We start from the raw sequence: 13545 nt of genomic DNA, 5'->3' as shown, positions 1-13545 counted from the left end.
CGATCGCAGCCCGTGCGGTGGTACTTCCCGCCGCCCTCGATCGGGAGGTCGCCCATGCTGCCCTTGACCAGCCGTTTCTCCGCCGTCCCCGAGGCGAAGGACCTGTATCGCCCGGACAACGAGAAGGACGCCTGCGGCGTCGCCTGCGTCGCGACGATGCGCGGCCACGCGGGGCACGACATCGTCGCGCTGGGGCTCGAGGCACTCATCAACCTCGACCACCGCGGCGCCGTCGGCGCCGAGGAGGACACGGGCGACGGGGCGGGCATCACCACCCAGCTCCCGGACCGGTTCCTGCGCGCCCGCTTCGGGGACGTCCTGCCCGCCGCCGGCAGCTACGCGGCGGGCTTGGCATTCCTGCCGCAGGACGCCGACGAGCGCGCCGCCACCGTCGAGACCATCCAGGCGCTCGCCGACGACGAGGGCCTGGTCGTCCTGGGCTGGCGCGACGTGCCGGTCGTGGACGGGCTCGTGGGCCCCTCGGCCGCCGCGACCCAACCGTGGTTCGCGCAACTCGCGGTCGCCCTGCGCGACGCGTCGGACGCCGTCGGGCTGGAGCGCCGCGCCTTCGCCCTGCGCCGCCGGGTCGAGCACGCGACCGGCGCCTACTTCCCGTCGCTCTCGTCGCGGACGATCACCTACAAGGGCATGCTGACGCCGCACCAGCTGCGCGACTTCTTCCCGGACCTCAACGACGAGCAATTCGAGAGCGAGATCGCGCTTGTGCACTCCCGGTTCTCGACGAACACCTTCCCCGCCTGGCCGCTGGCGCAGCCGTTCCGTGTGCTGGCGCACAACGGCGAGATCAACACCGTCCGCGGCAACCGCAACCGCATGCGCGGCAGCGAGGCGAGCCTCGTCACCGACGCCTTCGGGGACGACTTCGCACGGCTGCTGCCGGTCTGCACCCCCGGCGCCTCCGACTCCGCCACGCTGGACGAGGTGCTCGAGCTGCTGACCATGGCGGGCCGCTCGCTCCCCCACGCGCTGATGATGCTGATCCCCCAGCCGTGGGAGCGCGACGAGGACATGGACCCCCGCCTGCGGGACTTCTACCGCTACCACGCCATGCTGCAGGAGGCCTGGGACGGGCCGGCCGCGATCATCACCACCGACGGCTCCCAGGTCGTCGCCACGCTCGACCGCAACGGCCTGCGCCCCTCGCGCTACTGGGTGACCGACGACCAGCTGGTCGTGATCGGCTCCGAGGCGGGGGTGCTGCCGCTGGACCCGTCGACGATCATCGCCAAGGGGCGCGTCGAACCGGGATCGCTGTTCAGCGTGGACGTGCGCGCCGGGAGGATCGTGCCCGACGCGGAGGCCAAGGCGCGCGTCGTCTCCCTGCAACCGTGGGGCGACTGGGCCGACCGCCACCAGCTTCCCCTTCGCGACCTGCCCGCCCGGGAGCCGGTGCGGCACACGTCGGCCTCGGTGGTCCGGCGGCAGCAGACCTTCGGCTACACCGAGGAGGAGCTGCGCATCCTGCTGGCACCGATGGCGGCCAAGGGCGCCGAGCCGATCGGGGCCATGGGCTCGGACACGCCGATCGCGGCGCTCAGCGACCGTCCCCGTCTCCTGTTCGACTACTTCAAGCAGATGTTCGCCCAAGTCACCAACCCGCCGCTCGACGCCATCCGCGAGGAGATGGTGACGGCGCTGGGCGTGCGCATGGGCCGCGCCGAGAACGTCCTCCACGAGGGCGAGCCGAGGGTCCGCCAGATCCTCCTGGACTCGCCCATCATCGACAACGGCCAGATGGCGAAGGTGGCCGCCCTCGGCCGGACGGAGACGACGCGGGACCTGCGGTCGGTCGTGCTCCGCGGGCTCTACCCCGTGGCCGACGGCGCCGCGGGGCTGCGCGCACGGCTCGACGAGCTGTGCGACGAGGCGGTCCGGGCCGTCGACGACGGTGCCGCGGTACTGATCCTCTCGGACCGCGACTCCAACCAGTTCCTGGCCCCGATCCCCTCCCTGCTGCTGGTGAGCGCCGTCGCGCACCACCTCGTGAGGGAGGGACGCCGCACCCGCGCCGCACTGGTGGCCGAGACCGGCGACGTGCGGGAGGTGCACCACGCGGCCGTCCTCATCGGCTACGGTGCCAGCGCGGTGAACCCGTACCTCGCCATCGAGACCGTCGAGGACCTCGCCGCCCGCAGCGTCATCAACGGCGTGACGGCCGAGACCGCCGTCGCGCAGCTGGTCAAGGGGCTCGCCAAGGGCGTCCTCAAGATCATGAGCAAGATGGGCATCTCGACGGTCGCCTCCTACCGCGGCGCGCAGACGTTCGAGGCCGTGGGTCTCTCGAGGGAACTGGTGGAGCAGTACTTCACGGGCACCGTCACCCGCCTGGGCGGCATCGGCCTGGAGTCCATCGCCGACGGGGTCGCCGCCCGCCACGCGCTGGCCTACCCGCGCGACGGTTTCCGCCCCGCCCACCGCAGGCTCGAGATCGGCGGCGAGTACCAGTGGCGCCGGGAGGGTCCGAAGCACTCGCTGAACCCCGACTCGGTGTTCTGGCTGCAGCAGTCGACCAAGCGCGAGAACTACGAGGAGTTCCGCCGCTACAGCGACCTCGTCGACGACCAGTCGCGGGGGCTCCTGACGCTGCGTGGACTGCTCGACTTCGCGCCCGCCGAACCCATCGACATCGACGAGGTGGAGCCGGTCTCCGCGATCGTCAAGCGCTTCATGACGGGTGCGATGAGCTACGGCTCCATCTCGCTGGAGGCGCACGAGACGCTGGCCATCGCCATGAACCGCATCGGCGGCATGTCCAACTCGGGCGAGGGCGGCGAGGAGCCGGAGCGGCTCTACGACCCCGAGCGGTCCAGCGCGATCAAGCAGATCGCCTCCGGCCGCTTCGGCGTCACCTCGGAGTACCTCGTCCACGCCCGCGACCTGCAGATCAAGATCGCCCAGGGCGCGAAGCCGGGTGAGGGTGGCCAGTTGCCGCCGCAGAAGGTCTACCCCTGGATCGCGCGCACTCGGAAGTCGACGCCCGGGATCGGCCTCATCTCCCCTCCCCCGCACCACGACATCTACTCCATCGAGGACATCAAGCAGCTCATCCACGACCTCAAGTGCGCGAACCCGTCGGCGCGGATCAGCGTGAAGCTGGTCGCCGAGGACGGCGTGGGCACGGTCGCGGCCGGCGTGGTGAAGGCGAAGGCGGACGTCGTGCTCGTCTCCGGTCACGACGGCGGCACCGGCGCGAGCCCGCTGAACTCCCTGAAGCACGCCGGCACCCCGTGGGAGCTCGGCCTGGCGGAGGTGCAGCAGACCCTGATGGCCAACGGCTTGCGCGACCGCGTGACCGTGCAGGTGGACGGGCAGCTGAAGACCGGCCGCGACGTGGTCGTCGCCGCCCTGCTGGGCGCCGAGGAGTTCGGGTTCGCGACCGCCCCGCTGGTGGCGACCGGCTGCGTGATGATGCGGGTGTGCCACCTCGACACGTGCCCGGTCGGTGTCGCCACCCAGAACCCGGAGCTGCGCGCCCGGTTCACCGGCACCCCGGAGGTCGTGGTGACGTTCATGGAGTTCATCGCCCAGCAGGTGCGCGAGCACCTCGCTTCGCTCGGCCTTCGGTCCATCGACGAGGCCGTCGGCCGGGCCGATCTCCTCGTCCCCGTGGACCCGTCGCTGCACCCGGAGCAGGCGGGGCTCGACCTCGCGCCGCTGCTGGCCTTCGACGAGCGCTCCCCGGCCGAGACCCGCCGCTGCTCCACCAAGCAGGAGCACGGCCTCGAGGGGACGCTCGGCGACCGGCTCGCGCGGCTCGCGGCCGAGGCCATCGACCGCGGCAACCCCGTCCGGATCGACGAGCGCATCACCAACGTCGACCGGACGGTGGGCACGCTCCTCGGCCACCGGCTCACGCTGCGCCACGGCGGCGACGGGCTCCCCGACGGCACCATCGACGTGCACCTCACCGGCAGCGCCGGGCAGTCGCTCGGCGCCTTCCTGCCGCGCGGGGCATCGATCACCGTCCACGGCGACGCCAACGACTACGTCGCCAAGGGCCTGTCCGGTGGCCGCGTCGTGGTGACGCCCCCCGAGGGGTCGCGCTTCGTGGCGAGGGACCAGGTGATCGCCGGCAACACCGTCGCGTACGGCGCCACGTCGGGCACCCTCTACCTCGCCGGCCGTGCCGGCGAACGCTTCGGGGTCCGCAACTCCGGCGCGACCCTGGTGGTCGAGGGCATCGGTGACCACGGCTGCGAGTACATGACGGGTGGCGCGGTGTTCGTCCTCGGGCCCACGGGCCGCAACCTGTGCGCCGGCATGAGCGGCGGCAGCGCGTTCGTCCTGGACCTGGACCGCGAAAAGCTCAACGCGAGCGCCGCCTCCGACGGGTCCCTGCTCATCCGGGCGATCACCGAGGAGCACCGGCCGTTCGTGTTGGAGGTCCTCGCCGACTACGCGGAGGCGACGGGCAGCGCGCAGGCCCGGGAGCTGCTCGCCGACCCCGACATGCTGTTCCTGCGGCTCAGCGAGATCGTGCCGACCGAGTTCGAGCGGGTCATGACGATCCGCCAGTCGGCACTCGACCGAGACATCGACCCCGACTCCAACGAGGTTTGGAACGAGATCCTGGAGGGCTCCCATGGCTGATCCGCGTGGCTTCCTGAAGAACCGGGAGCGCGAGCTCCCGTCGCGCCGGCCGGTCCCCATCCGGCTCCTGGACTGGCGCGAGGTGTACGAGGACCGCGAGAAGGGCGACCTCGGCCGCGTGGAGCGCCAGGCCTCGCGGTGCATGGACTGCGGCATCCCCTTCTGCCACAAGGGGTGTCCGCTCGGCAACCTGATCCCGGAGTGGAACGAGTTGGTCTACCGAGGCGACTGGCGCGACGCGTCCGAGCGCCTGCACGCCACCAACAACTTCCCGGAGTTCACCGGGCGGGCGTGCCCGGCGCCCTGCGAGCCGGCCTGCGTGCTCGGGATCAACCAGCCGCCGGTGACGATCAAGGACATCGAGGTGTCCATCGTGGACCGCGCCTTCCAGGAGGGCTGGATCACACCCCAGGAGCCGGCGCGCCTGACGGGGCGCACGGTCGCCGTCGTCGGCTCGGGCCCCGCCGGGCTCGCAGCCGCGCAGCAGCTCACCCGAATCGGGCACACCGTGGTCGTCTTCGAGCGCTCCGACCGCATAGGCGGGTTGCTGCGCTACGGCATCCCGGAGTTCAAGCTCGAGAAGCGCCACGTCGAGCGGCGCCTGGAGCAGATGGAGGCCGAGGGCACCCAGTTCCGCACCGGCGTGGAGGTCGGCGAGGAGGGCGACGTGACGCTCGACGAACTCCGTGCCCGGTTCGACGCCGTCGTGCTCGCGGTGGGGGCCGGCGTGCCGCGCGACCTCCGTGTCACGGGACGGGAGCTCAAGGGCATTCATTTCGCCATGGAGTACCTGACGCAGGCGAACCACGCGGTGGAGGGCGACGAGGTGCGCGGCCAGATCACGGCCGAGGGCAAGGACGTCATCATCATCGGCGGCGGCGACACCGGCTCCGACTGCCTGGGCACCGCGCTGCGCCAGGGCGCGCGCTCGGTGCGGACGCTGGCGATCGGCAAGGAACCGCCGAGCGGCCGCGACGAGCACCATCCGTGGCCGACCGTGCCGGTCATCCTCGAGGAGAGCGCCTCCGCTGAGGAGGGCGGCGTGCGCCAGTTCCTCGCCTCGACGACGGAGTTCCTCTCCGACGGCACCGGGCGCGTGGCGGGCATCAGCGTCGCGAGAACGCGCTACACGGAGGACGGCCGCCGCCTGCCCGAGCCCGGCACGGAGGAGATCCTTCCGGCGAGCCTCGTGCTGATCGCGATGGGGTTCGCGCGGCCGGAGACCGACGGCCTGGTGAAGGGGCTCGACGTGGACGGTCGCGGCAACATCGTCCGGACGCAGGACTGGGAGACGTCGGTCCCCGGAGTCTTCGTCGCGGGGGACGCGGGGCGCGGGCAGTCGCTCATCGTATGGGCCATCGCGGAGGGCCGTTCCTGCGCCGCTGCCGTCGACCGCTGGCTCGCGGGCTCGACCCAGCTGCCGAGCCCGGTAACGCCGGGGACCGCGCCGCTCACGCTCTGATCGCGCGGCCCCTCACGGCGAGGGACACCAGGAGTTCCGCGCCGAGACGGGCCGCGTCATGGTCGGCGAACTCGGCCGCCAGCCGCCTGGAGGCCGCCCGTCGTCCGGGTGAGTCCATCACGCGCCGGACGACGGCCCTCAGCCACCACCCGGGGCGGCGGGCCGAGCGCAGCCGGGCGCCGACGCCCGCCCACGCGACCCTCGCGCCGATGTCGGCCTTCTCCTCGGAGCTGCCCGCCTGCACGACCGGGACGCCGGCGGCCACGGCCATGGTGACGCCGGTGTAGCCCCCGTTGGTGACGAACAGGTCCGCCTCGCCCAGTGCGGCACCGTAATCCACCCAGCGGAGGGCGCTGACGCGTCCCGGCCACCGGTTCCAGGGGCCGTCCGCCACCCCGCCGACGAGCACGTCGAAGTCCTCCTCGACGAGCGCCCGGCACATCGAGAGCACGAGCTCCCGCAGGTCGGCGCGCATGGTGCCCTGCGTGACGAAGGCGAGCCTGCGCGACCGCGCCGCACGTCGCAGGCGTTCCGGCACCGGATCGCCGACCGCCAGGGCCGGCCCCAAGGCGCCGACGAACCGGATGTGGTCCGGCAAGCCGCGGCGCGGGTACTCGAAGCCCGGCACGCAGCCCTGCAGGTGCAGCGCGTCGGACATCACCGCCTCCTGCCAGTTCCCGAGTGCGGGCAGGCCGGCGGCGGCCCGCAGCGGCTGGAGGTCCCGGAAGACGGGACCGAGGAGCACATGGTCGACGAGCCGCTGGACGTTGCGGTTGCGGTGCCGACCCAGCGGCCCAGGCAGCGGGGCGAGTCCTGAGCCGAACGGAGGGGTGTCCTCGTCGCGCCAGAGCAGTGGGCCGTCGCCGAACGTGGCCCAGGGCACGCCCCGACGTGCGGCCAGGACGGCGGCCGACGGCATCAGGGTGTCGGAGAGGACCGCGTCGATCGGGACGTCGGCGAGGAGCCGTCCCAGTTCTTCCAGCTGGGCCGCGGCCGGCCCTACGACGAGTTCACGGTAGATCGACCGGATCCGGCGCAGTTCCCCGGCCGGCCGTTCGGCGACCCCGGTCCCCGGCGGCAGGGCCGACTGGGCGAGGAACCGGGCCCCGCAGCGATCCGCCTCCGTCCGGTACGACTCGGCGGCGTACCACAGCACGCGATGACCGGCCGCGGCGAGGCCGGCGACGAACTTCGAGGCGTTGAGGGTGTGGGCGGTGATCGGGGTGCTCGCCACGAGGAAGGTCCTCGTCCGCGGCCCGGCGTCAGTCACGCCGCCCACGATAGTTCACCAGGCGTTCCGCGGTGCGGACCGCCGTCGGTGGGCACAGACGGACTCGAACCGCCGACACCCTGCTTGTAAGGCAGGTGCTCTAACCAACTGAGCTATGCGCCCGGCCCGCCCACAATATCGCCGCCGAATCGGACGCGCCAATCCCGGCGTCCGAAAGCCCCTCGTCGGGACGCAGTAGCCTTGAACGCGTCGCAAGGGCGAGGAATCGGAAGAGGTGTGGATGTCGGAGGAACCGTTGGGTCCGCGCCGGGCGCACCCCTCCAACGACGTCGCCGCATTCAACGAATCCGACCCGTTGGCCCCCCGGCGCGCCGCCGGCGCGCCACGCAGGGCCGCGCGACCCCGCCGCACCGTCACCGCCCGCCCACCGAACCCCTGGCTCGTGGTCGCCCTGTTCGCGGTCCTCATCCTGGCCGGCATCGCTGGGCTCTACCGGTACTTCGGGGTCCATCCGCCGGCCGGCGACGTGCCGACGTCCCTCCCCACCCCAACGGCGGCCGACGGCCCCGCCTCGCCCGCCCCGTCGCCGCCGGGCGTGCGGGAGGTCGTGGGCGACACCGCCGTCACCGTCCCCTCCCACTGGCGCCTCTACGCCGACGAGCTGACCGAGGGCGACCGTCGCCTGATCCGTGTCATCGACGACGCGACCGACGTCCGGCTGCAGGTGGCGACCCTGACCACGGTGGGCACCGACCTCACCGGCGCGTGCAGGGCGCTGATCGACGACCAGGGCGACGAGTACGCGGTGGACTTCGAGGTCGTGCCACGCTACGTGTCCATGGAGGAGGGCGCGGTCGCGGTGACCTGCGGGTTCGTGGGAGCGCGCGAGGGCCAACCGGAGACGAGCGTCATGTTCACGATGGTGCAGCGCGAGGCCGACGCGCACACCCTCGTCCTGCGGGTCATGGGTCCTCGCGGACTGCCTGCCGACGCCCCCGCGGTGCGCGAGGTCTCGGCGATGGGCTGCGAAGCCGCGGCCGCGTTCGGCCACCCGTTCCCGCTCTGCTGAGCTACTCCCCCTGGCCGGGGCGACGGCTGAGTTCGTCGGCCACCGCCCGCAGCTTCAGCCACCACTGGTTCCGTGGTCGCTGGTTGTCCCAGTCCATCTCCTCCATCACGTGCCGGGCGGGCGAGAACAGCCCGTCGACGCCGGACTCGGCCGCGGCGTACTCGCTGCGGCCCGCGGCAAGCTGTTCGTCGAGGTAGGCGATGCCGTGGTAGGCCAGGCGCGTGGCGTTGATGCGGTCGAACGGGCTGGGCACGTCGCCCTGCTGGATGTGGCCGATGATCGCCTGCCGGACCGTGAAACGCCCGTGGCCCTCCGCCTCGAACATCTTCGCGATCACGTCCGAGGTGTAGTGCTCGCTCGTCTCCTCGCCCATCACCGCCAGGTAGAAGGAGCGACCAGTGTCGAACGCGTCCACCAGGGCGGCGATGTCGTCGGCCAACTGGGGCAGCGAGACGCCCGTCTCCGGCAGGTACACCTTCTCCGCGCCGCCCGCGATGCCGCCCAGCAGGGGCAGGAACCCGCAGGTGCGGCCCATGGTCTCGACGACGAACGCGCGCTTGCTGGCCGAGGCCGACATGCGGACCATGTCGATCGAGTCGACGACGGTGTTCAGTGCCGTGTCCGAGCCGACGGCCATGCTCCAGCACGGGAGGTTGTTGTCGATGGACGCGGGGATGAGCGCGATGGGGATGTTGAACGCCGGATAGCGTCGGCGTTCCCGCTCCAGCATGTCGACCGTCGCGTACGCGTGGAATCCGCCGGAGATCAGGATGGCGTCGATGCGGTGCTCCTCGAGCTGCCGGGCCATCAGGTACAGGTCCGCCTCGGTGGGCACGTAGCGTCGGGTCCCGAAGGTGGCACCCCCGGTGTTGGCCATGCCCTCGACGTCGCTCCACTGCAGCTCGCGGAAGTTGCCCGACACGAGGCCCGGAACCCCGCCCTGGACGGCCAGCATCGTGTAGCCGCGGTCGAGGCCCACCCGCACGGCGACGCGGTCGATCTGGTTCATGCCCGGCGCAAGTGCGCCGGCGTGCATCACGGCGATGCGCCTGCCGTTGTCCTCGGCGACGGTGGGCCGCGCCTCGATGAGCGTGCGGTAGATGGAGATCATCTGCTCGAAGCCGGGGCCCCTGCTCGCGACCGCCGTCTGGTAGTCGCCGTCGGCGACGTGCCTGGCGATCTCCCGGGTGGCGATCACCGACGGCATGAGCGGCCTGCGGACCACCTCGTCGTGCGAGACGCCGACCAGCACGGGCTCCGTCTGCTCGTCGGCATCGATCACGGCGCGGACGGCCTCCACCCCACAGGCGGTGGCCATCCACCGGTCGTAGGCGGACGGCTTGCCGCCGCGCTGCACGTGGCCGAGGATCGTGATCCGGGGCTCCTCCCCCGTGCGCTCGAGGATCACGTCGTGGATGCGCTGGGCCGAGATGGGCCGGCCCTCGCGGTCCGCCGCGCCCTCTGCGACGACGATGATCGAGTCGCGGCGCCCGGCGGCGCGGCCGCGCTCGAGCGTGTCGACCATCCGGTCCTCCCACCCCTCGCGCGGCGGCGACTCGGGCAGGAAGGTGTAGTCCGCACCGCCGGCGACGGTGGTCATCAGTGCCAGGTAGCCGCAGTTGCGGCCCATTACCTCGACGATGAACGTGCGCCGGTGCGACTCTGCCGTCGACGAGATCGCGTCGATCGCCTCCGTGATGCGGTGCAACGCGGAGTCGGTGCCGATCGTCATGTCGGTGCCGATCATGTCGTTGTCGATGGAGCCCACGAGCCCGACCAGCGAGAGGTGGCGGTGCTCGTCGGCGAGTTCACGGCTGATCCCCCCGGAGGCCACGAGTTCCTCCAGGAGGTCGCCCCAGTGGAGCTTCAGTTCCCGCGCGCCCGTCAGGGAGCCGTCGCCGCCCAGCACGATGAGGCGGTCGATGCCGGCCGAGGCCAGGTTCCGCACCACCTGGCGCTGCCCGTCGCGGGTGTGCATGGCGGCGGACCGGGCGGTGCCGATCACGGTCCCGCCACGGTTGAGGATGCCGGAGACGTCGCTCCAGCCCAGCCTCGAGATGTGCTCCCCGCCCTCGAAGGCGCCCTGCCACCCCTCCCGGATGGCGAACACCTCCACGCCCTCGCGGAGGCCGGCCCGGGCGATCGCCCGGACCGCGGCGTTCATGCCCTGCGCGTCCCCGCCGGAGGTCATCACACCGATGCGGGTCGCGCAGGTGGCCGTCACTTTCGGTTGCCCTTCGGGCGGACCACCCTCGTGGCCTGCCAGTCGCGCGCGACGTTCGCCGTCGAGGTGAGCGTCAGACCTGCGATGGTCACTCCCTCGGCGACCGATGCCGCGTCGATGTATCCGGGGCGGCCGACCTTCGGGGTCAGCAGCCAGATGTACCCGTCGTCGGCGAGGTCCGGAAGCGCGTCGACGAGCCCGTCGACCACGTCACCGTCCTCGTCGCGCCACCACAGGATCACGACGTCGACCGCCTCGACGGCCTCCTCGACCATGTCGGCGTCGATGATGTCCATGATGTCGTCCCTCAGAGCCTGGTCGACGTCCTCGTCCCAACCAAGCTCCTGCACCACCATGTCGGCGTTGAGGCCGAGCAGCTCCGCGCCGCTCTGGCTCTCCATTGATCGCTCCTTGCTGTTCGTGTTAACCACGTGGCCAAGCCTGCCAGATGCGGAAGTTTCGTGCACCACCTCCCCCGGGTTCCGGTCACCCTCGGCAACGACTTGACGAACCCGCCTTTTCCGCCCAAGCCCTTGACCGCCATGTGAACCCGCTTTAGGGTTCAACATAGAGAAGCTTTTCTCCCCCCGCACAGCCGCGGACCACTCCCCCAGAAAGGTCCATCACCGATGCATTGGATTCGAAGTCTCGCCATCGGCGCCTTGGGCGCAGCGCTGGCGAGCACCGCCCTCGTGGCGCCGGTCTCGGCCGAAACGCCCACCTCGCCCGTCATCGAGGACCTCGGCGCGCCGATCACCACCACCCGCAACACCCAGTCCACCGCCGGCCACTGGGTCGACGGCCGCCCCGTCCTCTACATGGTCTCCAGCCAGGCCGAGCAGACCTTGCAGTTCTCGGTGATCGACATTGCCACCGGCCAGCAATTGCGGCAGATCGCCGTGGACGGCATCTCCCAGTCGCACAACATCCTCCTCGGGCCCGACGGCAAGGTATACATCGCCTCCTGGAGTCCCACCGGGAACCTCATCCGCTACTCGCCCGGCGCGGACGTCGTCGAGGACCTCGGGCAGCCGATCCCCGGCGACACCGTGATCACGTACCTCGAGACCGGGGAGGACGGGCTCATCTACGGTGGCGGGTACCCGTCGGGCGAGGTCTTCAGCTTCGACACCAACACCGGCACCTTCACGAGGATGGGCGTGGCCGTGGAGGGCGAGCAGTACGCCAGGAGCATGGCCTACGTCCCCGAACTCGACACGCTCTTCGTCGGCACCGAGGGCAGCCGCATGCACATGGTGGCGATCAACGTGGCGACGGGCGAGAAGACCACGATCCCGTCGCCGGAGTGGGCCACCACCGAGGCCCGCCACTACCACCTGCACTACGCGAACGGTCTCCTGTTCTCCTACACCAGCCCCTCGCTCGACTGGCACGTCTACGACGTCGCCGCCGGGGAATGGATCCAGAACATCGACCGCAACGCCCAGGGCGGCATGGCCGGCCCCGATGCCGACGGCAACACCTACTTCGTGCAGCTCTCCAAGGGCCTCACGCGCTACGACACCAACACGCGCGAGGTCTCGCACACCGGTTGGAAGCAGGGCCTGACCTCGGCCGACGGTGCCGCCGGCATCTCGTTGATCGATCTCAAGGATCCGGCCTGGCCCGGGGAGACCGTCGTCGGCATGGACTCCCGCGGCATCCTCTGGAAGTGGAACCCCGCGACTGGCCAAGGTACCAAGGAGCAGGCGGAGTCCCCCGCGTTCGGTGTCACGATCCGCTCGCTCAGCCACATCGACGGCAGGATCTGGATCGGCGGCAGCTCCGGCGCGGTGACCGTCGACGCCTACGACATCGCCACGGGGACGTTCGCGAACTTCCAGGGAGGGCCCACCAACCGGGTCGACGCCTGGGCCGAGGTCGACGACAAGGTCTACTTCAGCACGTACCCGCAGGGCTCGGTGTACGAGCTCGACCCCAGCCAGCCGTACGTCTGGGGACGCAACCCCGACGACATCTTCGGGGTCGCGAGCCAGCAACAGGAGCGGATCTACGCCCTCGAGGTGGTCGACGAGACGTCCATGGTCGCGGGCACCATCGGTGGTCGTGACATCAACACCGGGATCCTGGTCCACTACGACACCGCCACCGATGTGCGGACCGACCTCGGGGCGCCCATCCAGGGCCTCAGCAACGCCTCGCTGACGCACCGCGACAAGCTGCTCGTCGGAGGTACCAGCATCGAGGTGCTCGGCGGCGAGTCCCCGCACCCGGGGGCACGGCTGTTCATCATGGACCTGGACACCCGCGAGCTGGTCTGGGACGGGGCGCCCATCGAGGGGGCCCGCGACTACGTCGAGCTCACGATGGACGACGAGGGCTTCCTCTGGGGCCTGACGTCGCAGGGCATCGTCTTCAAGTTCGACCTCGAGACCAAGGAGGTCCTGGGCCAGGTCACCGTCGGCGCCGCCGGCGGCATCTGGGGCATGGGCACCCTCGAGTTCGGGCCCGACGGCCTCCTCTACGGCGCCACCGCGCTCGGCGAGGTGTTCGTCGCCGACCCCGAGAGCCTCGAGACCAAGAAGATCACCGACGGCGAGCACGCGGTCCTCGACGCCGACGGCCGCCTCTACTTCGGCCGCGACGGACACCTCTACCGGGCCACGCCCGAGGAGAACCCCTTCCCGGACACCACGGCACCCGTCGTCGAGCCGATCGACCTCACCCTGGTGAAGTCCGGCGAGCAGGTGCGGATCCAGGTGGAGGCGACCGACCTCCGCACCCTGACCTACACGGCCGCCGGACTGCCCGAGGGGCTCACCATCGACCCGGACACCGGGCTCATCTCGGGGGCCCACGACTGGGTCGGGACCTCCCGCGTCACCGTGACTGTGGAGGACTCGCGCGGCAACGCCACGGAACAGAGCTTCCGGCTCGTCGTGGAGGGCCCGCCCGCGCGACGTTGACCGTCGGTACGAGCAAACGAC

The 13545-nt window shown here is 71.3% G+C and carries 7 protein-coding genes and 1 tRNA gene; 4 read left to right on the top strand and 4 right to left on the bottom strand.

The window, feature by feature from the left end; all coding sequences use genetic code 11:
- Positions 1-54 precede the first annotated feature (54 nt).
- Entirely contained in the window at positions 55-4611 is a 4557-nt protein-coding gene (gene gltB, locus BLR46_RS11865) for a glutamate synthase large subunit (protein ID WP_093252711.1), read from the top strand.
- Positions 4604-6073 carry a glutamate synthase subunit beta gene (locus BLR46_RS11860; RefSeq protein ID WP_093252469.1) on the top strand — a complete coding sequence of 490 codons (1470 nt, stop codon included), beginning with the start codon at positions 4604-4606 and terminating at the stop codon, positions 6071-6073. Before gltB ends, BLR46_RS11860 begins: the two co-directional genes overlap by 8 nt.
- On the opposite strand, the gene BLR46_RS11855 is transcribed toward BLR46_RS11860, so the two are convergent.
- Together BLR46_RS11855 and BLR46_RS11850 are read right to left on the bottom strand one after the other, a co-directional pair.
- The gene (locus BLR46_RS11855) at positions 6063-7343 is read right to left on the bottom strand and encodes a glycosyltransferase (protein WP_143008289.1); all 1281 of its coding nucleotides are present in this window, start codon (positions 7341-7343) and stop codon (positions 6063-6065) included. The genes BLR46_RS11860 and BLR46_RS11855 overlap by 11 nt on opposite strands.
- 49 nt (positions 7344-7392) lie before the next feature.
- Positions 7393-7466 (bottom strand) — tRNA-Val (locus BLR46_RS11850).
- Between the two features lie 118 nt (positions 7467-7584).
- On the opposite strand from BLR46_RS11850, the gene BLR46_RS11845 reads away from it, so the two are divergent.
- Positions 7585-8373: a hypothetical protein gene (locus BLR46_RS11845; protein WP_093252464.1), complete on the top strand. Its 789-nt coding sequence runs from the start codon at positions 7585-7587 to the stop codon at positions 8371-8373.
- A gap of 1 nt (position 8374) precedes the next feature.
- Here the strand turns inward: BLR46_RS11845 and BLR46_RS11840 are convergent, their stop codons facing one another.
- Positions 8375-10597 (bottom strand): 6-phosphofructokinase, encoded by a 2223-nt coding sequence (locus BLR46_RS11840; protein WP_425441397.1) that lies wholly within the window; start codon positions 10595-10597, stop codon positions 8375-8377.
- Positions 10594-10998, bottom strand: coding sequence for a DUF3052 domain-containing protein (locus tag BLR46_RS11835; RefSeq protein ID WP_093252461.1), 405 nt, complete (start codon positions 10996-10998; stop codon positions 10594-10596). The genes BLR46_RS11840 and BLR46_RS11835 overlap by 4 nt, the downstream gene beginning before the upstream one ends.
- Before the next feature lie 228 nt (positions 10999-11226).
- Here BLR46_RS11835 and BLR46_RS11830 point away from each other — a divergent pair, with 228 nt between their 5' ends.
- The gene (locus tag BLR46_RS11830; RefSeq protein ID WP_093252459.1) at positions 11227-13524 is read left to right on the top strand and encodes a putative Ig domain-containing protein; all 2298 of its coding nucleotides are present in this window, start codon (positions 11227-11229) and stop codon (positions 13522-13524) included.
- Positions 13525-13545 lie beyond the last annotated feature (21 nt).

It is taken from the genome of Tessaracoccus oleiagri (genome assembly GCF_900103275.1).
In the GTDB taxonomy this organism is placed as follows: domain Bacteria; phylum Actinomycetota; class Actinomycetes; order Propionibacteriales; family Propionibacteriaceae; genus Arachnia; species Arachnia oleiagri.
This window is presented reverse-complemented; position numbering and strand designations above follow the sequence as displayed.